25 protein-coding genes and 1 pseudogene are annotated in these 23,757 nt (G+C 66.5%); 7 read left to right on the top strand and 19 right to left on the bottom strand.

Going from position 1 to position 23,757, the window contains the following annotated elements:
• Nucleotides 1–36: 36 nt before the first annotated feature.
• From rlmN to pyrH, 4 genes are all read right to left on the bottom strand, one after another.
• Nucleotides 37–1,134 carry a dual-specificity RNA methyltransferase RlmN gene (gene rlmN / locus AC5Y21_RS20050; protein WP_499914995.1) on the bottom strand — a complete coding sequence of 366 codons (1,098 nt, stop codon included), beginning with the start codon at nucleotides 1,132–1,134 and terminating at the stop codon, nucleotides 37–39.
• 36 nt (nucleotides 1,135–1,170) lie between these two features.
• Nucleotides 1,171–2,094: a phosphatidate cytidylyltransferase gene (locus AC5Y21_RS20055; protein WP_499914953.1), complete on the bottom strand. Its 924-nt coding sequence runs from the start codon at nucleotides 2,092–2,094 to the stop codon at nucleotides 1,171–1,173.
• A 31-nt stretch (nucleotides 2,095–2,125) separates the two neighbouring features.
• Entirely contained in the window at nucleotides 2,126–2,683 is a 558-nt protein-coding gene (frr, locus tag AC5Y21_RS20060; protein ID WP_499914954.1) for a ribosome recycling factor, read from the bottom strand.
• Nucleotides 2,684–2,819: 136 nt separating this feature from the next.
• The gene (gene pyrH, locus AC5Y21_RS20065; protein ID WP_499914955.1) at nucleotides 2,820–3,563 is read right to left on the bottom strand and encodes a UMP kinase; all 744 of its coding nucleotides are present in this window, start codon (nucleotides 3,561–3,563) and stop codon (nucleotides 2,820–2,822) included.
• A gap of 395 nt (nucleotides 3,564–3,958) precedes the next feature.
• Between pyrH and mbp1 the strand changes: the two genes are divergently transcribed.
• The gene (gene mbp1, locus AC5Y21_RS20070) at nucleotides 3,959–4,195 is read left to right on the top strand and encodes a microaggregate-binding protein 1 (protein WP_499914956.1); all 237 of its coding nucleotides are present in this window, start codon (nucleotides 3,959–3,961) and stop codon (nucleotides 4,193–4,195) included.
• A gap of 171 nt (nucleotides 4,196–4,366) precedes the next feature.
• The gene (locus tag AC5Y21_RS20075; protein WP_499914957.1) at nucleotides 4,367–5,104 is read left to right on the top strand and encodes a winged helix-turn-helix domain-containing protein; all 738 of its coding nucleotides are present in this window, start codon (nucleotides 4,367–4,369) and stop codon (nucleotides 5,102–5,104) included.
• Nucleotides 5,105–5,114: 10 nt separating this feature from the next.
• Here AC5Y21_RS20075 and AC5Y21_RS20080 read toward each other — a convergent pair whose 3' ends face one another.
• Together AC5Y21_RS20080 and AC5Y21_RS20085 are read right to left on the bottom strand one after the other, a co-directional pair.
• Nucleotides 5,115–6,050, bottom strand: coding sequence for a lysophospholipid acyltransferase family protein (locus AC5Y21_RS20080; protein WP_499914958.1), 936 nt, complete (start codon nucleotides 6,048–6,050; stop codon nucleotides 5,115–5,117).
• 102 nt (nucleotides 6,051–6,152) lie between these two features.
• On the bottom strand, nucleotides 6,153–6,737 hold the full coding sequence (locus AC5Y21_RS20085) for an MPT63 family protein (protein WP_499914959.1): 585 nt from the start codon (nucleotides 6,735–6,737) through the stop codon (nucleotides 6,153–6,155).
• A 456-nt stretch (nucleotides 6,738–7,193) separates the two neighbouring features.
• Here AC5Y21_RS20085 and AC5Y21_RS20090 point away from each other — a divergent pair, with 456 nt between their 5' ends.
• Together AC5Y21_RS20090 and AC5Y21_RS20095 are read left to right on the top strand one after the other, a co-directional pair.
• On the top strand, nucleotides 7,194–8,033 hold the full coding sequence (locus AC5Y21_RS20090; RefSeq protein ID WP_499914960.1) for an SDR family oxidoreductase: 840 nt from the start codon (nucleotides 7,194–7,196) through the stop codon (nucleotides 8,031–8,033).
• 71 nt (nucleotides 8,034–8,104) lie between these two features.
• A complete protein-coding gene (locus AC5Y21_RS20095; RefSeq protein WP_499914961.1) occupies nucleotides 8,105–8,524 on the top strand; it encodes a MarR family winged helix-turn-helix transcriptional regulator in 420 nt (139 codons plus the stop codon).
• A 4-nt stretch (nucleotides 8,525–8,528) separates the two neighbouring features.
• Here the strand turns inward: AC5Y21_RS20095 and AC5Y21_RS20100 are convergent, their stop codons facing one another.
• Genes AC5Y21_RS20100 through rpsB form a run of 3 tightly spaced genes read right to left on the bottom strand, consistent with a single transcriptional unit; the run spans nucleotide 8,529 to nucleotide 11,677 of the window.
• Nucleotides 8,529–9,935 carry an amidase gene (locus AC5Y21_RS20100; protein ID WP_499914962.1) on the bottom strand — a complete coding sequence of 469 codons (1,407 nt, stop codon included), beginning with the start codon at nucleotides 9,933–9,935 and terminating at the stop codon, nucleotides 8,529–8,531.
• 22 nt (nucleotides 9,936–9,957) lie between these two features.
• Complete coding sequence (gene tsf / locus AC5Y21_RS20105) at nucleotides 9,958–10,791, bottom strand: translation elongation factor Ts (RefSeq protein WP_499914963.1); 834 nt, start codon at nucleotides 10,789–10,791, stop codon at nucleotides 9,958–9,960.
• 13 nt (nucleotides 10,792–10,804) lie between these two features.
• Entirely contained in the window at nucleotides 10,805–11,677 is an 873-nt protein-coding gene (gene rpsB, locus AC5Y21_RS20110) for a 30S ribosomal protein S2 (RefSeq protein ID WP_499914964.1), read from the bottom strand.
• A 263-nt stretch (nucleotides 11,678–11,940) separates the two neighbouring features.
• Here rpsB and AC5Y21_RS20115 point away from each other — a divergent pair.
• Nucleotides 11,941–12,423 (top strand): annotated as a pseudogene (locus tag AC5Y21_RS20115) (M23 family metallopeptidase); the annotation flags it as partial.
• 233 nt (nucleotides 12,424–12,656) lie between these two features.
• Here the strand turns inward: AC5Y21_RS20115 and AC5Y21_RS20120 are convergent.
• The 9 genes from AC5Y21_RS20120 to AC5Y21_RS20160 all read right to left on the bottom strand — a co-directional run bounded on the left by AC5Y21_RS20120 (nucleotide 12,657) and on the right by AC5Y21_RS20160 (nucleotide 21,113).
• Complete coding sequence (locus AC5Y21_RS20120) at nucleotides 12,657–13,553, bottom strand: tyrosine recombinase XerC (protein WP_499914965.1); 897 nt, start codon at nucleotides 13,551–13,553, stop codon at nucleotides 12,657–12,659.
• Nucleotides 13,554–13,586: 33 nt separating this feature from the next.
• Nucleotides 13,587–14,759, bottom strand: coding sequence for a lactate 2-monooxygenase (locus tag AC5Y21_RS20125; protein ID WP_499914966.1), 1,173 nt, complete (start codon nucleotides 14,757–14,759; stop codon nucleotides 13,587–13,589).
• Nucleotides 14,760–14,791: 32 nt separating this feature from the next.
• Nucleotides 14,792–15,643 (bottom strand): siderophore-interacting protein, encoded by an 852-nt coding sequence (locus AC5Y21_RS20130; protein WP_499914967.1) that lies wholly within the window; start codon nucleotides 15,641–15,643, stop codon nucleotides 14,792–14,794.
• A gap of 33 nt (nucleotides 15,644–15,676) precedes the next feature.
• Nucleotides 15,677–16,861 carry a DNA-processing protein DprA gene (gene dprA / locus AC5Y21_RS20135; RefSeq protein WP_499914968.1) on the bottom strand — a complete coding sequence of 395 codons (1,185 nt, stop codon included), beginning with the start codon at nucleotides 16,859–16,861 and terminating at the stop codon, nucleotides 15,677–15,679.
• Nucleotides 16,858–18,369 (bottom strand): YifB family Mg chelatase-like AAA ATPase, encoded by a 1,512-nt coding sequence (locus AC5Y21_RS20140; RefSeq protein WP_499914969.1) that lies wholly within the window; start codon nucleotides 18,367–18,369, stop codon nucleotides 16,858–16,860. The genes dprA and AC5Y21_RS20140 overlap by 4 nt, the downstream gene beginning before the upstream one ends.
• Nucleotides 18,369–18,746, bottom strand: coding sequence for a YraN family protein (locus AC5Y21_RS20145; protein WP_499914970.1), 378 nt, complete (start codon nucleotides 18,744–18,746; stop codon nucleotides 18,369–18,371). The genes AC5Y21_RS20140 and AC5Y21_RS20145 overlap by 1 nt, the downstream gene beginning before the upstream one ends.
• A 167-nt stretch (nucleotides 18,747–18,913) precedes the next feature.
• The gene (locus tag AC5Y21_RS20150) at nucleotides 18,914–19,144 is read right to left on the bottom strand and encodes a deoxyribodipyrimidine photolyase (RefSeq protein WP_499914971.1); all 231 of its coding nucleotides are present in this window, start codon (nucleotides 19,142–19,144) and stop codon (nucleotides 18,914–18,916) included.
• A gap of 82 nt (nucleotides 19,145–19,226) precedes the next feature.
• Complete coding sequence (fdhD, locus tag AC5Y21_RS20155; protein WP_499914972.1) at nucleotides 19,227–20,048, bottom strand: formate dehydrogenase accessory sulfurtransferase FdhD; 822 nt, start codon at nucleotides 20,046–20,048, stop codon at nucleotides 19,227–19,229.
• Between the two features lie 60 nt (nucleotides 20,049–20,108).
• Entirely contained in the window at nucleotides 20,109–21,113 is a 1,005-nt protein-coding gene (locus tag AC5Y21_RS20160) for an NAD-dependent epimerase/dehydratase family protein (protein WP_499914973.1), read from the bottom strand.
• A 117-nt stretch (nucleotides 21,114–21,230) separates the two neighbouring features.
• Here AC5Y21_RS20160 and AC5Y21_RS20165 point away from each other — a divergent pair, with 117 nt between their 5' ends.
• Together AC5Y21_RS20165 and AC5Y21_RS20170 are read left to right on the top strand one after the other, a co-directional pair.
• Nucleotides 21,231–22,586, top strand: coding sequence for a WS/DGAT/MGAT family O-acyltransferase (locus AC5Y21_RS20165; protein WP_499914974.1), 1,356 nt, complete (start codon nucleotides 21,231–21,233; stop codon nucleotides 22,584–22,586).
• A 75-nt stretch (nucleotides 22,587–22,661) separates the two neighbouring features.
• Nucleotides 22,662–23,417, top strand: a complete 756-nt coding sequence (locus tag AC5Y21_RS20170) for a GAF and ANTAR domain-containing protein (protein WP_499914975.1) — start codon at nucleotides 22,662–22,664, stop codon at nucleotides 23,415–23,417.
• Between the two features lie 14 nt (nucleotides 23,418–23,431).
• Here the strand turns inward: AC5Y21_RS20170 and AC5Y21_RS20175 are convergent, their stop codons facing one another.
• The gene (locus AC5Y21_RS20175; RefSeq protein WP_067243032.1) at nucleotides 23,432–23,737 is read right to left on the bottom strand and encodes a DUF2469 domain-containing protein; all 306 of its coding nucleotides are present in this window, start codon (nucleotides 23,735–23,737) and stop codon (nucleotides 23,432–23,434) included.
• Nucleotides 23,738–23,757: the final 20 nt, after the last annotated feature.

Here is a 23,757-nt window from a genome sequence, read left to right on the forward strand (position 1 = left end):
GTCCGCAGGCTGTGGCTGGATTGCCTGCGCTCCAGCTCACCCGCCTTCGGCGGCCAGCTGTCCGCAGGCGGCACTGATTTCGCGGCCGCGCGTGTCGCGCACGGTGCACGACACCCCCTTCGACCGAACCCGCCGGACAAATTCGCGCTCTACTGTTTTCGGGCTGGCGTCCCAGTCGCTGCCCGGAGTCGGATTGAGCGGGATCAGGTTCACATGCACCAACGGCCCGAACACCCGATGCAACCGGGTACCGAGCAAGTCGGCCCGCCATGGTTGGTCATTGACGTCGCGGATCAGCGCGTACTCGACGGATATCCGCCGACCGGTCACCTCGGCGTAGTAGCGCGCGGCGTCCAAGGCTTCGCTGATCTTCCACCGGTTGTTGACCGGCACCAACGTGTCGCGCAGCTCGTCGTCGGGCGCATGCAGCGACAACGCCAGCGTCACCCCCATCCGCTCGTCCGCGAGCTTGCGAATCGCCGGGGCCAGACCCACTGTCGACACAGTCACCGAACGGGCCGAGATTCCGAAACCGGAACGCTCGGTGATGCGCCGGACCGCGGCCAACACCCTGGAATAGTTGGCCAGCGGCTCCCCCATGCCCATGAAAACCACGTTGGACAGCCGGTCATCGAAGTCGTCGCGCAGCGCCGCAGCGGCTGCACGCACCTGCTCGAGAATCTCCGCGGTCGACAGGTTGCGGTTCAATCCGCCCTGACCGGTGGCGCAGAAGGGGCAGGCCATCCCGCAGCCCGCTTGCGAGGAAATGCAGACCGTGTTGCGCTGCGGGTAGCGCATCAGCACCGATTCGAAAGTGGTGCCAGCAGGGTCGTTTACGGCTCGCCACAACGTCTTTCGAGTCTGCCCGGCATCACAGGTGACTTCGGTGGCCGGGGTGAGCAGAGTGGGGAACATCGTCTCGGCGACGCGGTCGCGGACGTCGGCGGGAAGGTCGGTCATCTGCCGCGGGTCAGCGGTGAGCCGGTCGTAGTAGTGGTGCGCGAGCTGTTTGGCCCGAAACGCCGGCAAGCCCAGCTCCGCGACGGCGGACGCGCGGCCCGCCGCATCGAGGTCGGCCAAGTGCCGAGGCGGCCTGCCTCGACTCGGCGCATCGAATATCAATTCCTGGACCATTACCTGTCCAGTATCGGTCAAGTCATGGCCAACCCTTTACGGGAGCAGCGTGAACACGGTCCAGGCCGCCACCGCCGAGGGAAGCAACCCATCCAGCCGGTCCATCAGACCGCCGTGCCCCGGCAGCAGCCGACCCATGTCCTTGATCCCGAGGTCGCGCTTGACCTGGGACTCCACCAGATCGCCGAGCGTGCAGGTGAGCACCAGCACCAGACCCAGCAGAGCACCTACCCACAGCGGTTGGTGCGCCAGAAACTTGCCGGTCAGGATCGTTGCGGTGATCCCGCAGACCAGTGAACCGGCGAATCCCTCCCAGGACTTCTTCGGGCTGATCTTGGGAACCATCGGATGCTTGCCGATGAGCACTCCCACGGCGTAGCCGCCCACGTCGGACGAGACCACCGCGATCATCAGGCAGAACACCCGCGCCCATCCGTCTTTCGGGTACACGAGCATCGCGGCGAACGAGCCGAACAGCGGGACCCACGCCGCCAGGAACACCGTGGCCGACGCGTCGCGCAGATAGCTCGAAGACGGCGCCGAGCCCGCGGCGGAATCCTGCTTGTCGGGCATCAGCAGGCGCCAGATCATGCAGACCACCACCGTGGCGCCGAAGCCCGCCAGCGCGCCGACTTCGCGGTGCCACCAGGTCAGCCAGACTGTGACCTGGCCGCCGACCAACAGCGGAACCACCGGAATCACATATCCGGCTTCACGCAGTCGCCGGACCACCTCATGGCTGGCAACCAGAATGGCCCCGGAACACAGGACCACCCACCAGCGCGGAACCAACAACAGAATCGCGATGAGAAGGCCGCCGATACCCGCCCCCACCACAATTGCGGCGGGTAGATTGCGTCCCGCGCGCGACGTCTTCTTGGCCGGCTCCGGCGCGATCTGATCGTCTCCCGGCGCTGGTTCGTCGGGCGGACTGCCGGTACCGGCATCGGTGGTGGCCACGGGCGTAAACGGACTTGGCTGCGGAGTGGCGCTAGACCTCCAGCAGCTCGCCTTCTTTGTGTTTGACCAGCTCGTCGATCTGGCTGACGTAGTTGTGAGTGGTCTTATCCAGGTCTTTTTCCGCGCGGCCCACGTCGTCTTCGCCGGCCTCGCCGTCCTTGCGGATGCGATGCAACTCGTCCATCGCTTTGCGACGGATATTGCGCACCGAGACCCGGGCTTCCTCGCCTTTGTGCTTGGCCTGTTTGACCAGCTCACGGCGGCGTTCCTCGGTGAGCTGAGGTACAGCCACCCGGATCAAGGTGCCGTCGTTGGTGGGGTTCACGCCCAAGTCGGAGTTGCGGATCGCGGTTTCGATGGCGTGCAGTTGATTCGCCTCGTACGGCTTGATCACGACCAGCCTCGCCTCGGGGACGTTGATGCTGGCCAGCTGGGTTATCGGGGTGTGGGCGCCGTAGTAGTCAATGGTGATCCGGGAGAACATCCCCGGGTTTGCACGACCGGTCCGGATGGTCGACAGATCGTCGCGGGCCACCGAAACGGCCTTTTCCATTTTCTCTTCGGCGTCAAAGAGAGCCTCATCGATCATTTGCGCCGCTCCTCCTCATCGCATCGCTCTGCACGGTCGCATCGCTCTGCATCGTCGCCGCCGCGGATCATTTGCGCCGCTCCTCCTCATCGCATCGCTCTGCATCGTCGCCGCCGCGGATCATCGTGTCTTCCCGTCACGTAGTGACCAGCGTTCCGATCTTCTCACCAGCGACCGCACGGGCGATATTGCCATCGGTTAGCAGGTTGAACACCAGAATCGGCATGCCATTGTCCATACAGAGACTGAAAGCGGTGGCGTCGGCCACTCGCAGCCCGCGGTCGATGACTTCGCGGTGACTGATCGCGGTGAGCAACTCGGCTTCCGGGTTCTCCCGTGGATCCTCGGCAAACACCCCGTCGACCGCCTTGGCCATCAAAACCACGTCCGCGCGGATCTCCAGTGCCCGCTGCGCCGCCGTGGTGTCCGTCGAGAAGTACGGCAGCCCCATGCCGGCGCCGAAGATGACCACCCGCCCCTTCTCCAGATGGCGGACCGCCCGCAACGGCAGGTAGGGCTCGGCGACCTGGCCCATCGTGATGGCCGTCTGAACTCGGGTGACGATGCCTTCCTTTTCGAGGAAGTCCTGCAGCGCAAGACTATTCATGACGGTCCCAAGCATCCCCATGTAGTCCGAACGGGTGCGCTCCATGCCACGCTGCTGAAGTTGCGCGCCACGGAAGAAGTTGCCGCCGCCGATCACGACCGCGACCTGCACGCCGTCGCGCACTACCTCGGCGATTTGGCGGGCCACCTGTGCCACCACATCGGGATCCAGCCCGACCTGGCCGCCACCGAACATCTCGCCGCCGAGCTTGAGCAACACTCGCGCGTATTTGGAACGCACCCCGTTGGGGCTCGTCGGCTGGACCTCCGTCATCAGACTCCTCGCATGAGAGTGCCATCCCGGCCACCCGCCTGGACGGCATCTGACATCCTGCCTCATTGTCGCGCTACAGCAAGGATCGGGTGCAGTATCTGCACAGCTGACGACGCGTATCGCCGACGGCGCCGCACCACGGCGAGCAGACGCGAAAGCCCCTGATAAAGCGCGAATTCGGGAACTTTTGCGTCTGCTCGGCATTATCACCGGCGACACTGGCGGACCCTGTCATGTTTGAGCCTCCGGCGGCCTGGGAATCCGCCTCAACGCGGCGGGGAAACCACGGTCTTGAGAATAAGGGCCGGTAGGCGCCGTGTTACCGGACCGATCGCTTGTTGATCGGCGTTGGGCGCAAGTCGCTCAAACCACGAACGCCAACCAGGAGGAATCCAATGGCGGACACCAACAAGGGACCTGCTGAAGCGGTAAAGGGCGTCGTTGAGGAAGTCAAAGGTAAGGCCAAGGAAGCCATCGGGAGTGTGACAGGTCGCGACGACCTCGCTCGCGAAGGCGAAGCCCAACAGGACAAGGCGCAAGCCCAGCGCGACGCGGCAAAGCGGGAAGCCGAAGCCGAGGCGGCCCGCGGCAGCGCCAGCACGGCGGAGCAGCGCCAGAAGTCGCACCAATAGCTTGTTGGAAGGATGGATCCGGCCCGGCAAACGGGCCGGATCCATCGACTTTTCTCCAGCTCGGCCAATATGTTGTGCAGCCGTGGAATAGTTCTGCAATCGACGGGGTATTCAGCGCAGCGCTGGTGCCCATCGGGAGGGACATACCAGCACAAGGTCTGGAGATGTCTGTTGCACGTTCTACTACTCACCCTTGCGGACGATTTCGAATCGGCATTGCCAACGCTGGCCTCATTCGCCCAGACCATCAACCAGGCACCGCTCAGCGACCACCTCGACGCGCTCCCTCGCGGCGTCGACGTGGCGATCATCGACGCGCGCACCGATCCGGCGGCAGCGCGCAGGGTGTCCCGACGGCTGACGGCTAACGCGCCGGCCGTCGCGCTGGTGGGCGTCGTCGCGCCGTCGGACTTCGTGGCGGTCGACGTCGACTGGCATTTCGACGACGTGCTGCTGCCCGCCACCGGCGCGCTGGAGCTGCAGGCACGATTGCGGCTGGCCATCACACGTCGGCGCAGCACATTGGACGGCACCCTGAAATTCGGTGACCTGGTCCTGCATCCGGCCAGCTACACGGCGTCGTTGTCAGACAAAGACCTGGACCTGACGCTTACCGAATTCAAATTGCTGAATTTCCTTGTTCAGCATGCTGGTCGGGCATTCACCCGCACGCGGCTCATGCACGAAGTGTGGGGATATGACTGCAACGGCCGGGTGCGCACCGTCGACGTGCACGTGCGGCGCCTGCGGGTCAAACTCGGGCCCGAGTACGAGTCGATGATCGACACGGTCCGCGGCGTGGGCTATATGGCGGTGACGCCGCCGCAGCCGCAATGGATCATCACCGAACCGACGCTGAGTCCGGCCTGGGAGCCGTCAGCGCCGGCCACCGACTCGATCGCCCAGTAGCCGGGTTCGGTCACGCAAAGAGCGGGAGTGCGCGCTTCCGGGCCAGCGCTTCCATACCCTGCTGGATGCTGTCCTGCACTTCGTTGTATTTGCGGTCCACATAGTCGGCGTCGTCGGCGCGCTCGGGGTCATGCTCCAGCTCGACGGCAGGCATGAAGCGGGTCCTGATCTTGGCCGGAAGCGGCAGCTGCGGCAGCGCCGCCGGTGCGACACCCCAGGGCAGCGACACCGCCAGCGGGAATACCTTCAGCCGCAGCACCCGGTCGAGCCGCAAGACCTGCGACAGGCGGTCGCCGCGGATCAGCACCGGCATCGCGTCGGCGCCGCCGACGGTCGCGATCGGCACAATCGGCACCCCGGCCCGTATCGCCATCTTCACGAAGCCCTTGCGCCCCGCGAGGTTGGCGCGATCACGCTCGGTCCACGGGCGCAGCGAATCGACCTCGCCGCCGGGCCATAACGCCACGTCACGCCCCTCCGCAAGTGCGGTGGCGATCGCGTCTGGGGCGGCCGGAAGCACACCCATCGACCGGAAGTACCGCCCGATAACCGGAATCGCCATCAGCGCGTCGTGCGCCGTGCCGTGCAATGGGCGGTCCTGACCGAAACGTCGCCACCATTGGATCCCGACGGTCCAGGCGTCCCACACAAACGGGGCGCCGGAGTGAATGCCGACTAGCAGCGCCGGCGGTGCGGGAACGTTCTCCCAGCCGTCGATCTCCATCCGGAACCAGTAATCGACCAGTACATTCCAGAAGAACTTCTGACGTTGCAGCGTGGCCTCGTCCTGACCGCCGAGATCCCATTGGCCGGCACGCTCGGCGACCCAGCCACTTAGCCCGCCGTCCTGCTTGCCGCGCCGCTGTCGCATTGCCGTCCGCGCGTCTTCGGCGTGGTCTTGGGCTCGTTCACGTACTTCCGATGGCCGGTGATCGGTGTGGGTCATTTCCGTGGGGTACCCCGCGCAACTTGGTCTTCACACCGAACTCCCCGCGCCACCGTATGGGACGCGGGGAGTTCAGTTACCGCCAAACCGAGGACTTACTGCTTAGGACTGCATCGTCGGCGCGTTAGGACCCGGCGATGCGCTGGGCGCGGTGCCGGTCACGCCGTTGGGCGCCTGGGTGGGCACCGAGTTGGGCGCTGCGTTGGAAGTCCACACCAGCACGTCCTGAACCCCGTCGTTGTACACGACATTAGTGGGGGGCGCGCCGGTTACGTCGAAGTAGATCTTTCCGCTCGCCTGGCCGCCCTGATTGATGGGCGCGGGGCTGAGCCCGTTCGGCGTCTGCGACGTGCTGATCACCCGGTAGGTCTGGTTGTCGTTGGTCCGGGCGTTGAAGTTGGACACGACAGGGGTGACGACGCCGCTGTTGGCGTGCACGCTGACGTCGGCCTGCCAAAGCTGACCGGTAGGAGTGAAGCCGGGAACCGTCACATTGCTCGGCTCCAAATTGCTGACGGTGTAGGCGGTCACAAGTGGCCCGTCGACCAGCGTTTCGCTGGTGCCTAGCCCCTGGATAATGGGATTCGCCGAGGCGGGCGCCGCGGTGAAAAAACCAACCGCCGCAATACCCGCAGCGGCAAGAGCCGTCTTTACTGAGGTCTTCGCTGTGTTACCGGTGAACTTCACGCTGTCTCCTCTCATCCGTGACGTTCGAACAGTCGTCCCGCATCTGGGCAAGCGGGCGCTAAACCGCACACGGTCCTCAATACCCAACTGCCCTATCATCAAACACGGAATACCTCGCGAATTGCGCTGGCACACCGCAACTACCTGCGCAAACACCCGTTTTTTCGTTAATTTTCAGCATCATTCGCAGGATTCAAATTCAGCACTTGCTTAACATGGGCAACAATTGCCACCAGTTCCCCACTCTGACAACACAGTAACGACGGAAATGGCCGACACACGTGATTAACCGGACAGATGCGGGGTAGCCGAAGCGATACTTCTCAACAACAAACGCTGCCCATGGAACGCGGAAAAACCTAACACGCCCACCGCGGGAGCGATGACCCGAGAATCGTGAAAACGATTGCCCTACCTGGTAATTGGACGCGTCCAAGTACTGAGAAAGGAATTGTCATGAGCTTTCCACCGCAGCAGCAGAGCGTGCCCGGAATCCAGGCCCGGATGAATCCCGTTCCTGATTGCGGCGAAGACAGCTATCAGGGATCCGGAAGGCTCACCGGCAAGCGGGCGATCATCACCGGCGGTGACAGCGGCATCGGGCGCGCCGTCGCGATCGCGTTCGCCCGGGAAGGCGCCGACGTTCTGATCTCCTACCTCAACGAAGACGAAGACGCGCGCGATGTGGCGCGTTACGTCGACGCCGCCGGCCGCAGATGCGTCCTGATGCCCGGCGATCTCTCCGAGCCGGCCCACTGCCGGGCAGTCGTCGAGCGGGCCGCCCAAGAGTTCGGCGGCATCGACATCCTCGTCAATAACGCCGCTTACCAGATGATGCGCAAAAGCCTCGAAGAGATCAGCGACGAAGAATGGGACTACACCTTCCGTCTGAACGTCGGCGCGTATTTCTATCTCGTCAAGGCCGCATTGCCGTTCATGGGTGCCGGCGCGTCGATCATCGGCAGTTCCTCTGTCAACTCCGATACTCCCAATCCCACGCTGGCGCCGTACGCGGCCACCAAGGCGGCGATCGCTAATTTCTCGGCCAGCCTCGCGCAACTGCTGGGCGACAAAGGAATCCGCGTCAACAGCGTCGCGCCAGGCCCGATTTGGACGCCACTGATCCCCGCGACCATGCCTGCCGACAGCGTGGAATCCTTCGGCGACAACGTGCCGTTGGGACGCGCCGGGCAACCGGCGGAGCTGGCTCCGATATATGTGCTGTTGGCCTCCGACGAGTCCAGTTACACTTCCGGAGCGCGCGTCGCGGTCACTGGGGGCCGGCCGATTCTCTGACGGCAGGAAGCCCAACAGCAATTACCTCGCTACTCGGGTCGATACACCGGAAGTATGTCAATATCGTTGACATGGGTCAGGCCGAAGACGCTCCGCTGGGCTACCTGCTTTACCGGGTGGGAGCCGCTTTGCGACCAGAGGTTTCGGCCGTACTGCGTCCGCTCGGTCTCACCCTTCCCGAATTCGTTTGCCTGCGTATTGTTTCGATGTCTCCCGGAGTGTCCAGCGCCGAATTGGCCCGACACAGCAACGTCACACCGCAGGCGATGAACACGGTGCTGCGCAAGCTGGAAAACATCGGCGCGGTGGTACGGCCGGAGTCGGTCTCCTCGGGACGTGCGCTACCGACCACGCTGACCGGCCAGGGCCGCGCCCTGCTGAAGCGCGCGGAAGCCGTCGTCCAGGTCGCCGATGCCCGCATCCTGGCCAAGCTGACCGCCGCTCAGCAACGCGAGTTCAAACGCATGCTCGGCAGGCTGGGGTCCGACTGAGCGGTCACTCGGGGGCCTGAATGCGCGCCCACGGCCGCGCTTCTTCGAGTTCGTAGGCCAGTTCCAACAACCGCGCCTCGCCGCCGATATCGGCCGACAGCATCATGCCCACCGGCAGCCCGTTCGCGGATTGCGCCAGCGGCACCGAAATCGAGGGATCGCCGGTGACATTCTGCAGGGGTGTGAACGCGACCCAGCTGGTCAGCCGTTCGAGTAGCTGGTCGTAGTCGGTGGGCGCCAGGTAACCGACCTGCGGCGTCGGATCGGCCAGCGTCGGTGTCAGCAACACATCATGGGTAGCGAAGAACTGCGCGCTCTCCCGTCGCAGCCTGCGTAACCGCGCGATCGCCATCGGCAGGCGATGGAGGTTGCGTCTGGTATGACGGGCCAACCCCAAGGTGAAGTTGTCCAGCCGGGTGCGGTCGAAGGCGCTGCCGAACGAGCGGCGGCCGCCGGCCACTTGCGCCAGCGCCAGAAACCCCCAGTACATGACGAAGTCGTCGACGAAGCTGGTCGGCACCCAGGTGTCCACGTATTCGACGCGATGCCCCAGTTCCTCGAGCAGCCCGGCGGCCTTGAGCGTCAGCTCGCGCAACTCGGGGCCGCACTCGCGCAGGACTGACCGCGTCACGATGGCAATCCTCAACCGCTGCGTCCCCGGTCTCATGACGTCGCCGACCGGCGGCAGCTTGGGGTTGCGCCAAATGCGCTCGGCCTCCCGATAGAAGGCAGCGGTGTCACGCACCGAGCGGGTCAGCACACCGTTGGCGACGATGCCCACCGGCAGCCGGCGATACCGGGGGTCGAGCGGCATTCGGCCCCGCGACGGCTTGAGTCCGACAAGCCCGTTGCAGGAGGCCGGAATTCGGATCGACCCGCCGCCGTCGTTGGCATGCGCGATCGGCACCACACCGGCGGCGACGAAGGCAGCAGACCCCGAGGAGGAGGCGCCAGCGGTGTAGTCGGTGTTCCATGGGTTGCGGACCGGTCCCAGCCGCGGATGTTCGGCCGACGCGCTGAAGCCGAACTCCGACAACTGCGTCTTGCCCAGGCATACCGGCCCAGTGGCCAGATACAGCTGGGTGAATTCGCTGTCGGTGACGGCGTCGAAGGGCGCCCAAGCGTCGGTGCCGTACATGGTCGGCAGTCCGGCGACGTCGATGTTGTCTTTGATGAACGTCGGGACGCCGTGAAAAAACCCATTTCCGCCGGCCCTGGACGCGGCGGCCCGAGCCCGCTGAAACGCCTCGTGCGCCAGACCGTTCAGGGCCGGGTTGACGGCCTCGGTGCGCGCGATGGCGGCCTCGACCACGTCAGCCCAGCTGACCCATTCGGCCCGGATGGCGTCGGCCAGGCCGACGGCGTCCAGTTCACCGAGGGCATCGTCACCGAAAGCGTGGATTCGCTGCATTGCAACGACGCTAGCGGGCGGCTCAGGCTTGGCCCACCTCGAACCGGACGAATCGCGTCACAGTCACACCGGCCTCGTCGAGCAGGGCCTTGACGGTCTTCTTGTTGTCGGACACCGACGGCTGCTCGAGCAGCACAGTGTCCTTGAAGAAGCCGTTCACCCGGCCCTCGACGATCTTGGGGAGCGCCTGCTCCGGCTTGCCCTCGGCCTTGGCGGTCTCCTCGGCGATGCGGCGTTCGCTGGTCACGACCTCTTCGGGCACATCGTCGCGGGACAGATAACGCGCCTTGAGCGCGGCGATCTGCAGCGCGACCGCGTGTGCCGCCTCTTTGGCCGAGGGGCCGCCGTCGCCGGTGTACTCGACCAGCACACCCACTGCGGGCGGCAGGTCGGCCGAGCGTCGGTGCAGGTAGGTCTCGACGGTGCCGTCGAAGGCCGCGACGCGGCGCAGTTCCAGCTTCTCGCCGATCTTGGCCGACAGGGCCGCAATGGCCTCCTCGACGGTAGTTGTCGCCTCGCCGGCGCTGGCAGCCTTTAGCGACTCCACGTCGGCGGCCTTGGATGCCGCCGCGGCGGCCACCACATCGTTGGCCAGCTGTTGGAACTCCGCGTTCTTGGCGACGAAGTCCGTCTCGCAATTCAGCTCGATGAGCACGCCGTCCTTGGCGGCTACCAGACCCTCGGCCGTCGCCCGCTCGGCGCGCTTGCCGACGTCCTTGGCGCCCTTGATCCGCAGTGCCTCGACGGCCTTGTCGAAGTCGCCGTCGGTTTCCACCAGCGCGTTCTTGCAGTCGAGCATTCCGGCGCCGGTCAGCTCCCGAAGTCGCTTGACGTCGGCAGCGGTGTAGTTCGCCAATGCTCAGCCCTTCCTAGGATGCATCTGTAGTTGATTCTGGTGTGCCCGTGGCGCCTGCAGCCGGGTCGGCCGGGGCCGCGGTTGCCGTTGCCGGGGCCGGGGCCGCCGTTGCCGTTGCGGAGGCGAGCAGCTCCTGCTCCCATTCGGCCAGCGGCTCAGCGGCTTCGGCTTCGGGCTTGCCGTCAGCGCGGCCCACGCCCGCGCGAGCCTGCAGACCCTCGGCGACCGCGGAGGCGATCACCTTGGTTAGCAGCGCGGCCGAGCGGATCGCGTCGTCGTTGCCGGGGATCGGGTAGTCGACCTCGTCGGGGTCGCAGTTTGTGTCCAGGATCGCGATGACCGGGATGCCCAGCTTGCGGGCTTCGCCCACGGCGATGTGCTCCTTGTTGGTGTCGACGACCCAGACCGCCGACGGCACCTTCGCCATGTCCCGGATACCGCCCAGGCTGCGCTCCAGCTTGTTCTTCTCCCGGGTCAGACCCAGAATTTCCTTCTTGGTGCGACCCTCGAAGCCGCCGGTCTGCTCCATGGCCTCGAGCTCCTTGAGGCGCTGCAGCCGCTTGTGGACGGTGGAGAAGTTGGTGAGCATTCCGCCCAGCCAGCGCTGGTTCACGTAGGGCATACCGACGCGGGTCGCTTCGGCAGCGACGGACTCCTGCGCCTGCTTCTTGGTGCCCACGAACAGCACCGTCCCGCCGTGGGCGACGGTCTCCTTGACGAACTCGTACGCCTTGTCGATGAAGGTCAGTGTCTGCTGCAGGTCGATGATGTAGATGCCGTTGCGGTCGGTGAAGATGAACCGCTTCATCTTGGGATTCCAGCGACGGGTCTGATGCCCGAAGTGGGTGCCGCTGTCGAGCAGCTGCTTCATGGTGACTACGGCCATGCCTATGCCTTACTTATGTCGGTTGTTCGCCGGCATCGGGTGAAGCCGGCCCTGGCGTCTGCGGCGATGCCGAACCCGTTTGCCGGTATCCGGCTTACGGGACCGCTCGGCATGCGGTGCGAATTCCTAGACAACGGGAGTCGCGGTGCAGGCGCGCGAAGTCAGCCCGCTTAAACGAGCTGCATCGAGGAGTTTACACGTTGTACTCCACAGGACCCGACGGGTGACTGGCCCGCTCGTCGTCTCGGCGCTGAACTGACCGGGTGCGACGGGCGACGCTGATCCTGTACTGGGCACTTGTGGCCGCCGCCCCGGCGCATGCGGACGACACGCGGCTCGAGTGGCCGTTGCGCCCGCCCCCGGCCGTCGTCCGGGAGTTCAACGCGCCGTCGCCCAATTGGAATCCCGGGCACCGAGGTGTGGATCTGGCCGGCAGGCCAGGCCAGCAGGTGTACGCGGCGGGTGACGCGGTGGTGGTGTTCGCCGGTCAGCTGGCCGGGCGACAGGTGGTGTCGTTGGCTCATCCGGGCGGGTTGCACACCAGCTACGAGCCGGTCCGCGCGGCGGTTCGGGTCGGCCAGCCGGTGACCGCCCGGTCGGTGATCGGCGAGCTGGTCGCCGGACACCACGGTTGCCGGGCCGCCGCATGTCTGCACTGGGGCGCGATGTGGGGTCCGGCGTCCGGCGCCGACTACGTCGACCCGCTGGGGCTGCTGACGTCCACACCGATACGGCTCAAGCCACTGCAGGGCTGACTCGGTGTGTCTTGGCCGCGGCGGGGGCTTGAGTGTGAAGGGAGGGCTTTCGGTGTGAAGGGAGGGCGGCCGACGGGCACGTTCTTCGCCCTGGGCTCACAGCCAACGCCCTGGGTTCACAGCCAACGCCCTGGGCTCACAGGCAACGCCCGATCGCTGGCGAGAAGACGCAAAAGTCCCGGCATTCGGCACGAAATGCGGGACTTTGCGTCTGTTCGCGCTGGCTAAGCCCGCGGGTGCGCCTGATCATGCACCGCGCGCAGCCGCGACACCGCGACGTGGGTGTACAGCTGCGTGGTTGCCAGGCTCGAATGACCGAGCAACTCCTGCACCACGCGTAGGTCCGCGCCGCCCTCGAGGAGATGGGTAGCGGCGCTGTGCCGCAGGCCGTGCGGCCCGATGTCGGGTGCGCCCTCCACGGCCGCGACCGTTTGGTGCACGACGGTGCGCGCCTGCCGCACGTCGAGGCGCCGGCCCCGGCTGCCCAGCAGCAGCGCCGCCCCGGACTCCGCGGTGGCCAGCGCGGGACGCCCGTCCGTCAGCCAAGCGCGCAACGCTTCGGCGGCCGGCCGACCGAAGGGCACGGTCCGTTGCTTATTGCCCTTGCCGAGCACCCGCACCAGACGATGGCCGGTGTCGACGTCGTCGACGTCGAGGCCGCACAGTTCGCTCACCCGGATCCCGGTGGCATACAACAGCTCGACGATCAGCCGGTCTCGGAGCGCCAGCGGATCACCCTGCTCGGCCCCGGATTTCGCGGCGGACATGGCCGCCAATGCCTGATCCTGGCGCAGCACCGCCGGCAGCGTGCGGTGTGCCTTCGGCATTTGCAATCGCACGGCGGGGTCGCTGGTCAGCAGGCCGCGCCGGGTGGCCCAGGCGGTGAATGCCTTGACCGCCGAGGTGCGCCGGGCCAGCGTCGTGCGGGCGGTGCCGGCCCCGGCCGCGGTGCCCAGCCAGGAGCGCAGCACAGGCAGGCTCAGCGCCCTCAGCTCGAGTTCGCGTTCGCCGAGAAACGCCAACAGCGACCGCACGTCGCCCAGATAAGCGCGACGGGTGTGGGCGGAACGACCGCACTGGAGTTCCAGGTACTCGTCGAACTCCTCGAGGATGACCTGCACTCCCCCACGGTCGCAGGCACGCTGCGCCGACACTCAGTCGACGCGCCGCAATGTGTCCGGGGTGAGATCTTTGAGCGTCGGATAACCGTCGACCGCCATGATCAGGTCCGTTTCGGCAAGGATCATGCGTAGCAGGTGCACGATGCCGTCCAGGCCGCCGAGCGCAAGCCCGTAGGCGTAGGGACGTCCGACGCCGACGGCTGTGGCTCCCATCGCCAGCGCCTTGACGACGTCGGCGCCGTTGCGGATCCCGGAGTCGAACAGCACCGGCAGCCCGTCGGCAGCCTCGACCACGCCGGGCAGGCAGTCCAATGCGGGCAGGCCGCCGTTGGCTTGCCGGCCGCCGTGGGTGGAGCAGTAGATGCCGTCGACGCCGCCGTCTCTGGCGCGCCTGACGTCGTCGGGATGGCAGATGCCCTTGATGATCAGCGGCAGGTCGGTCAGCGAGCGCAGCCAGCCCAGGTCCTGCCAGGTCAGCGGATTTCCGAAGAGCTGTGCCCAGCGCAGCACCGCGCCCTGCGGGTCCTCCTCCGGCGGGCGCTGCAGGCCGGCCCGGAAGACCGGATCGGTGAAGTAGTTGGCCAGGCAGTGCCCGCGCAGTTGCGGGAAGTTGGCGGTGCTCAGGTCACGGGGACGCCAACCGGTGACCCAGGTGTCGAGCGTGACGACGATGCCCTTGAAGCCCGCCGCTTCGGCGCGATTGACCAGGCTGGCCGCCACCTCGCGGTCGGTGGGTGTGTACAGCTGATAAAAGCCGGGGGTTTCGCCGAAAGCGGCGGCGACGTCTTCCATGGGGTCGACGGTCAGCGTAGAGGCGACCATCGGAACGCCGGTGCGGGCCGCCGCGCGGGCGGTGGCCAGGTCGCCGTGGCCGTCCTGGGCGCACAGGCCGATCACGCCGATCGGCGCCATGAACAGCGGCGAGGGCAAGGTAAGACCAAACAGCTCGACGGACAGGTCGCGTTTGGTGGCGCCGACGAACATGCGGGGTATCAGCCCCCACCGGTCGAAGGCTTCGCGGTTGGCCCGCTGGGTGCGTTCGTCGCCGGCTCCCCCGGCGACATATGACCACACCGACGGCGGCATCGCCTGCTCCGCCTTGGATTCCAGCTCGGCGAAGGCCATCGGCAGCGACGGCACCACCCCGGCCAGGCCCTGAAAATAGATTTCGTTCTGGTAGTCCCCGAAATGGGGTGTGAATGCCATGCGAAAGAGAATGCCAGCCGGGGATCAGCCCGTTACTGAGTCCCCGCCTCCTCCTCGGCCAGCTCTTTCTTCCACTGCCGGAAGGTCTCTTCGGTGCGGCCGCGACGCCAGTAACCCGAAATCGACGACGCCCATTTCGCATCCACGTCACGCTTGTTGCGGATGTAGGGCCGCAAGTTGTGCATGACGGTCTGCGCCTCACCGTGGATGAAGACGTGCACCTGGCCCGGTAGCCACTGGGCGGTGGTGACCGCCTCGATCAACGCCGCGGAGTCGCCGGCGCGGTCCTCGGGGACCAGGTCGGCCCGGCCACCCCGATATATCCAGCTCACCTCGACCGATTGCGGCGCCGTCAAGGGAATCTCGTCGTCGGGCCCGGCGACTTCGATGAACGCCTTACCAACCGCACCTGCGGGAAGTGCTTCCAGTGCCGCGGCGATAGCGGGCAGCGCGGACTCGTCGCCGGCCAGCAGATGCCAATCGGCGGCCGGGTCGGGCGTATAGGCGCCGCCGGGACCCATCAGGTAGATCGGTTGGCCAGGTTGCGCCGCGACGGCCCACGGCCCTGCTATCCCGTGCTCGCCGTGCACCACGACGTCGATTGCGATCTGGCCCGCGGCCTCGTCGACGTGACGGACCGTCATGGTCCGCACCGAAGGCCGACTCGCGGGTGGCAGCTCGGCAAAGCTGTCCAGCGTCAACGGCTGAGGCAACGCGACCACATCGGCGTCGTCGGCTACGAATACCAACTTGACGTAGGAGTCGGTGAACTTGCTGGGCACGAAGGTGTCGAAATCGTTGCTCCCGAGCACAACCCGCACCAGGTGCGGTCCGAGTTGCTGGGTACCAACGACTTCGAAAGCTTGCAGGGGTCGCCCGGCCACTTGTCCTCCTGTCCAGACCCGACCTCCCGTCGACTATACGAGCCGCGTCGCCGAGCTCACGGCCGCAGTCTTGCCGGTCCCGCCGCGGACGATTCGCCACCGGCCGTCGCAGCATTCCGCCAGTCCGGCCAGGTCGAGCATTGCCAGCGGCCCCAGCACCTGCTCAGGCCCCAGCCCCGATGCGACGGCGATCTCGTCGATCGTGGCGGCGCCGCGACCCGGCAGCGCCTCGTAAACCCGCCGCTCGGCTTCACTCAGCCCGTCGAACGGTGTGGTGGGCCGCGGTTCTTCGGGTGCCAGCTCACCGATGCGACCGACGAGCTCGACGACGTCGTCGGCCCGGGTGACCAGCTCTGCGCCGTGGCGCAGCAGCGCGTGACAACCGGCCGACGCCGACGACGTCACGGGACCTGGCACCGCGGCCACCACCCGGCCCAACACCCGCGCCCAGGCGGCGGTATTGGCGGCACCGCTGCGCAGGCCCGCTTCCACCACCACCGCCGCCCCCGCGACGGCGGCCACCAGGCGGTTGCGGGTGAGGAATCGGTACCGGGCGGGCCGGACACCGGGCGGGTATTCGCTGAACAGCAGCCCGTGCTGGGCGATCCGATGCAGCAGCGCCGAATGTCCAGCGGGATAAGGGATGTCGATCCCGCCGGCGAGGACCGCCACGGTGATTCCGTCGGCGGCCAGGGTCGCGCGGTGCGCTGCGCCGTCGATGCCGTAGGCGCCGCCGGAGACGACCGCGACGTCGCGTTCGGCCAGCCCGGTCGCCATGTCGTGGGCAACGTACTCGCCGTAGGCCGTCGCAGCGCGGGTGCCGACCACGGCGGCGGCGCGTTGCGCCACGTCGTCCAGGCGCGCCGGACCGAGCGCCCACAGCACCAGCGGCGGCCCGCCACGGCGCGCCCGGATGTCGGCAGCGCCGAATGCGGTGAACGCGAGCGCCGGCCATTCGTCGTCGTCGGGTGTGATCAAGCGGCCGCCACGACGGGCCAGTAATTCGAGATCGGCTGCGGCCTGGTCGATTTCGCGCCTGGACTCGGTGTGCCCGGCCAGGTCGCCGTCAACCAGTCCGCGCTTGACCCGCTCGGCGGCCTCCACCGGGCCGACGCTGTGGACCAGGTCAGCAAGTTCGGGACATGGTGGTTCGGCGACCCGCGACAGGTAGGCCCAGGCTCGCAGTACCGAATCGGCATCGACTGTCGAGGCGCTCATCGCTGCGCTCCTCCTTGCCGAAAGCTCAGTGCGACGGCAACTTCGTCCGGCCCGGGCGAGGCCCGGCCCGCCAGGTCGGCCAGGCTCCACGCCACCCGCAGCGTCCGATCCACGCCACGGATGCTGAGCAGACCACGGTCCAGCGCCGCGCGCAGCGGGTCCATCGCGGCATTGCTGGGCCGGAACTTTCGCCGCAGCAATGACCCGCTGACTTCAGCATTGGTGCGGAATCCGTGTGGCCGCCAGCGGTGGGCGGCAGCTTCGCGGGCCAGCGCCACCCGGTTGCGAACCTGCGATGTCGGTTCGCCGTCTGCAGTCGAGAACGCCCCTGCGCGTACCGGGTTCATCTGCACCCGCAGGTCCACCCGATCCAGCAACGGCCCGGACAATTTGCCCAGGTAACGCCGTTTGGCCGATGCCGCACAAATGCAGTCCTGCGGATCGGCCGGTGCGCATGGGCACAGGTTGGCGGCCAGCACCAGCTGGAAGCGCGCCGGGTAACAGGCCACACCGTCGCGGCGGGCAAGCCGAATTTCACCGTCCTCCAACGGTGTTCGCAATGCTTCCAGCGCGCTGACATTGATCTCCGCGCATTCGTCGAGGAACAAGACTCCGCGATGCGCCCGGCTCACCGCGCCCGGCCGGGCCATCCCCGAACCGCCGCCGACCAGCGCCGCGACGCTGGAACTGTGGTGCGGCGCCACAAACGGCGCCCTGGTGATCAACGGCGTGTCACCCGACAGCAGCCCGGCTACCGAGTGAATTGCCGTGACCTCCAGCGACTCGCAGTCCGACAGCTGCGGCAGTATTCCCGGCAGACGTTGTGCCAGCATCGTTTTGCCCACGCCAGGTGGTCCGGTCAACATGAGATGGTGCGACCCCGCCGCGGCCACTTCGACCGCGAACCGCGCCTGCGACTGGCCCACCACGTCGGCCAGATCGGCCGACGGATCCAACGGCGTTGCGGCCGAGGTGATCCGGTCCTCGAGTCGGGCGGAGCCGTTGAGCCAGCTCTGCAATTGCCCCAGGGTGCGAACTCCGGACACGTCGATGCCCTCAACCAGGCTGGCTTCGGCCAGGTTGCCCGCCGGAACGACGACGGCCGGCCAGCCGTCGTGTTTGGCGGCCAGTACCGCGGGCAGCACTCCGCGCACCGGACGGACCCGCCCGTCCAGCGACAACTCCCCCAACAGCACTGTCTTCTCCAGCCGGTGCCAAGGCTTTTTCAGCTGCGCCGACAACACGGCGGCGGCCAGTGCGATGTCGTAGACGGAACCCATTTTCGGCAGCGTCGCCGGTGACAGCGCCAGCGTGAGTCGGGCCTGCGGCCAGCTGTTGCCGCAGTTGGTGACCGCCGCTCGGACCCGGTCGCGGGACTCCTGCAGCGCGGCGTCGGGCAGCCCTACCAGATGCACACCTGGCAACCCGGAGGTGATGTCGGCTTCGATTTCCACGATCTCTCCGTCCAGTCCGCGCACCGCGACCGAGAACGCGCGCCCCAGCGCCATCAGCCGATTCCCTGCAGGTGGGTGATCTCCGGGGTGCGCCGGCGCCCGATCCGCACGCCGATCACATCGATGCGGACCGCCGCCCAGCTGCCGTCTTGGCCGGCCAGCCACAGCCCTGCCAGCCGACGCAGCCGGCCGACCTTCCGCGGCGTCACAGCGTGCGCCAGACCTCCATAACCGTCGCCGGTCCGCGTCTTCACTTCGACGAACACCACGGTGCTCGTCGTCGCATCGGAAGCGATCACATCCAGCTCGCCATAGCGGCAACGCCAATTGCGGTCCAAGATGCGAAAGCCCATCTTCGTGAGGTGATCCACCGCGAGCGCCTCGCCCATTGCTCCCAGCTGGACCCGGGTCAGTGTCTTTGTGGTCGTCATGCCAGCCAAATTGCACGGTGGCGCCGACAAACCGGGCCGCATGGGACGGGTCAGGCCGCCGCGCCGACCCCGTTATCCCCAGTTGGGAATCCATCCACAACGCCAGCCGACGAAGTGCGAGTGAGGCCCGCCATCAACGCAGCGTCAACGGCCCCTGAGCGGACGGTCTAAGTCCTCTTGCTGGGGATGATGATGACGACGATCAGCGTCAGGATGCTGAAGAACAAGCCGAGGTTTCCCCACCCCAGGGCGCTGCGACCCTTCATCCCGGCAATGGCTGCACAGATGAAGGCCGCGATGACGCTGCCTATCGCGACGAAGATGCCCTTGATCCCGCGCAGGATGAAACCCGCTGCCTGGGGATTGTCTTGGGCGGCTAAAAGCAGTCCGTGCAGCATGGCCGTCTCCTCCACTGTGTGAAGCAATACGATCGGCTACCCGCGAGCTGGCATTTCCAACCCACGGTCTGCTAAGCGCCGCCTACCGGATGCGGTCCGCGCGCGTGTAGACGTTCATCGAGTCCTCGCGCAGGAAGGCCACCAGGGTGATCCCGGACTCCTCGGCCAGCGAGACCGCCAGCGACGACGGCGCGGACACGGCTGCCAGCACGGGAATTCCAGCCAGCAGAGCTTTCTGCGCCAACTCGAACGAGACCCGACCGCTGACCAGCAGCACCGAGCCGTTCAGCGGGATGCGGTCGTGTTCCAGCGCCCAGCCGATGACCTTGTCGACCGCGTTGTGCCGGCCGATGTCCTCGCGCACGGCATGCATCACGCCGTCCGTTCCGAACAGCGCCGCGGCGTGGAGCCCGCCGGTGCTGGCGAAAACCTTTTGGGCGCCGCGAAGTTGGTCTGGCATCGCCTTGAGCGTGGCGGCGGCGATGGTGGCGGGATCCTCACCGACGGCGAAGCGGCTGATAAGCCGCACGGCATCCAGCGACGCCTTGCCGCAGATCCCGCACGACGAGCTGGTGTAGAAGTTGCGGGTGACGTCGAGATCGGGCAGCTTGACGCCGGGCGCCAGTGTCACGTCCAGAACGTTGTATGCGTTGACACCGTCCTCGTCGCGTCCGTCGCAGTAGCGGATGGTCAGCACGTCGCCGCGGTCCGCGACTATCCCTTCGGTGAGCAGAAAGCCTTGCGCGAGTTCGATATCCGAGCCCGGCGTGCGCATGGTCACCGTGACCGGAGTGCCGTTGAGGCGGATCTCCAACGGCTCCTCGACCACTAGGGTTTCCGGCCGGGTGACCGTTTCGCCGGCGGTCAGGTGCTTGACCCGCCGACGCGCTGTTATGTGCCGCACCGGACCAAGCGATGAAAGCTCACGGCCACAACGTACCTCGCCTGCCAGCGCGCCCGACCCTCAAAGCGACGAAGCCAGCGCCGCCAGAGTCTGCGCCGACGAGTGCGCCGGGCGCCAGCCGAGGTCCCGCTCGGCCTTCGCGATGTCCAGCACCACCGACGTCCGTGCGGCGTGCAGCCATTCGAGTGCGGAAGGCACGAACGGCAATCGGGAGATCGCCGCGGAAGCCGCCGAGGCGGCCGCCGCGGGAACCCGTACCGGACGGCCACCCAACGCCTTGGCCACGTCAGCGACCGTCACCACGCCGTCACCGGCGATGTTGTAGGCCCCGGGCGGTGCCGGGACGGTGGCCGCCAACGCGATCGCGGTCGCGACGTCGTCGTGATGGACCAGCTGCAGCGGAACTCCTGGGTCCGGCACCACCGGCTTTAGCATCGGCACCGCCCCCCGCAGCGCGTCGGTCACCGTGCGCACCGGAGCGGGCAACTGATTCCACGGCATCGCGTCGGCCAACGCGTGCGCCTCGGGCCCGGCGACGATGCACGGCCGCAGCACGAACACCTCCAGCGGCGAACCCTGCGTCACCTCGGCCAGAACACGCTCGCACGCCGCCTTCTGTGCGGAGTAATAGTGCTCAGCGGACCCGCGCGCAGGCACGTCCTCGGTGAGCGGCACCGGGTTGTCGGAGTGGTAACCGTAGGCGGCCACTGACGAGGTGTAAACCAATCGCCGTGGCCGCTGCGCGGTGGCATTCGCTGCCACGGTGGCCTCGAACACGTTACGGGTGCCCTGCAGGTTGACGCGTTCGCTTTCTTCGCGCGACCCCATGATGATGAATGCCAGGTGGACCACCACATCGGCCTGCGCGACCAATTCATCCACGGCGTCCCGGTCAAGGATGTCGCCCTGCTGGTAGCTGGTTTTCGTCCAGCCGCGCTGCCGCGGCTCAAACGGCCGGCGCGCCATCCCGACGACCTTGTCCACCGCCGGTTCACGCTCGAGCGCGGTCACCGCGGCGACACCGATCTCTCCGGTCGGTCCGGTAACCGCGACAGTCAGTCCCATCTGAGATGACCTTCCCGCCGCAGGGGCCACCCAAACGACGGATCAGGAAGTTCGAACGTGTGCCGAGCAGCCGCCTTGGCTATCCATCTGGGAAACGTCTATCGCGGAAGAAGGATTATGAAGCTCATCGCACCGGCCGATTCCATGTTTTTGCTCGGCGAATCCCGCGAACACCCGATGCATGTCGGCAGCCTGCAATTGTTTCAGCCACCCGATGATGCAGGTCCGGAGTTCGTGACCGATGCGTATCAGGCGATGCTCGGTTGCACCGACATCCAACCCACTTTCCGTAAGCATCCGGCGTTCTTCAGTGCCGTCACCAACGTGGCCTGGGCTTTCGACGACGACGTCGAGCTTGACTACCACTTCCGCCGGTCCGCGCTGCCCCGCCCCGGGCGGGTGCGTGAGCTGCTGGAGCTCGCTTCGCGGCTGCATGGCAGCCCCCTCGACAGGCACCGGCCGCTGTGGGAAGCGCACCTGGTCGAAGGGCTCAACGACGGGCGCTACGCCGTCTACACCAAGTTCCACCATTCCCTGATGGACGGAGTGTCGGCGCTCAAGCTGATGCAGCGCGCATTCACCAGCGATCCGGACGACGACGAAGTGCGGGTGCCGTGGGCGCTGAAGCCGCGCCGTCATCGCGACAGCGGCCGACGATCGTCGCGGCTGGACATGCTGACCAGCGTGTTGGGATCGTCGGCCGCACTGGCGCCGTCGACGCTGTCGCTGGCGCGCGCCGCCCTGCTGGAGCAGCAACTCACCTTTCCGTTCCGGGCGCCCAAGACGATGTTCAACGTGCGCATCGGCGGTGCTCGCCGCATCGCCGCCCAGTCGTGGTCACTCGACCGGATCAAAGCCGTCAAAACCGCCGCCGACGTCACCTTCAACGACGTCGTTTTGGCGATGTCGGCGGGCGCTCTGCGCGCTTACCTGATCGAACAGCATGCGCTGCCCGACACCCCATTGGTTGCGATGGTCCCGGTGAGCCTTCGGAAGGAGACCGATGAAGGCGGCGGGAACATGGTGGGCACCGTCTTGTGCAACCTGCACACCGACGTCGGCGACGCCGCCAAACGCCTTGCCGGAATCAATAATTCGATGTGCGACAACAAGGAAGTCTTCAGCGGACTGCCCCGGGCGCAGCAGTTGGCCCTGTCGGCTTTCATGACCGGCGGCTTGTTCTTCGGGCTGATTCCGGGCTTCATCCGCACCGCTCCGCCGCCGTTCAACATCGTGATCTCCAACGTGCCAGGAGCCCAGGAGCCGTTGTACTGGCGCGGCGCGCGCCTGGACGGCAACTACCCGCTGTCCATCGCCCTGGACGGCCAAGCCGTGAACATCACGGTCACCACCAACGCCCAAACCCTCGACTTCGGGCTCGTCGGGTGCCGGCGCAGCGTGCCGCACCTGCAGCACATGCTCGGATACCTGGAGACGTCGCTGAAAGAGCTGGAAGTCGCCGTCGGGATATGAGCGCCTATGGGCTACCGATAACCTACGACCATCGGGAAACCGGCTATGGCAGCGACAGCAGCGTGAAGGAAAGACATGGCGGACGAAGTCAAAGACGCAGGGTCACGGCCCGGCGGGACGACAGCGGATCCCGCGACCGTGTTCGCTGCACTCGCCGAGATCATCTACCAAGGCTCGGATGCCTCTCAGGTGTACGCCGCGATCTGCGTCGCGGCAACGCTGACCGTGACCGGATGCGACCATGCCAGCGTGCTGGTGCGACGCGATGGTCGCTACGTCACCGTCGGCGCCAGCGACCGTATCGCGCAGCGCGTCGACGACCTGGAACGCGAAGCCGGCGACGGACCCTGCGTGGACGCCATCGAGGACGAAACCCCGCAGATCGAACCCGACCTGACTACACCATGCCTGTGGCCGAAATTGGCCGCCCACCTGATCGCCGAGACTCCGGTGCGCGGCGCGATGGGGTTCAGGTTGCTGGTCGATCGCCAGGTCACCGGCGCCCTCAACCTGTTCAGCGACACCCCCAACGTGTTCGACAAGGAGTCCGCCGGGCAGGCCACCGTGCTGGCATCGTTTGCGAGCGTGGCCATCAACGCCATCGGGCAGGGCGAAGACGCCGCCACGCTGCGAAAAGGGCTGATGAGCAACCGCGAGATCGGCAAGGCCGTCGGCATGTTGATGCTGCTGAACAACACGCCCGAGGATGAGGCGTTCAACGTGCTGCGGCGTTACTCGCAAGATCTGAACATCAAGCTCGCCGACGTGGCCCGCACGGTCATCGCAAACCGCGGCAAACTGATGTTCGGCGACGACGAGCCCGCCCCGTAGGGAACGCCGGCCCGCTACTCGGGGAGCCGCAGCTCGGGCTTCTCGACTTCTTCGATGTTGACGTCTTTGAAGGTGACCACCCGCACCTGCTTGACGAACCGCGCCGGCCGGTACATATCCCACACCCAGGCGTCGGCGAGGCGCAGCTCGAAGTACACCTCGCCGTCGGCGTTGCGCGGCATCAGCTCCACACTGTTGGCCAGATAGAAGCGACGTTCGGTCTCCACGACGTAGCTGAACTGACCGACGATGTCCTTGTATTCGCGGTACAGCGAGAGCTCCATCTCGGTTTCATACTTTTCGAGATCTTCTGCGCTCATCTGCTCAGACGTCCTTCTCC

This window comes from Mycobacterium sp. NGS41 (assembly GCF_059812725.1).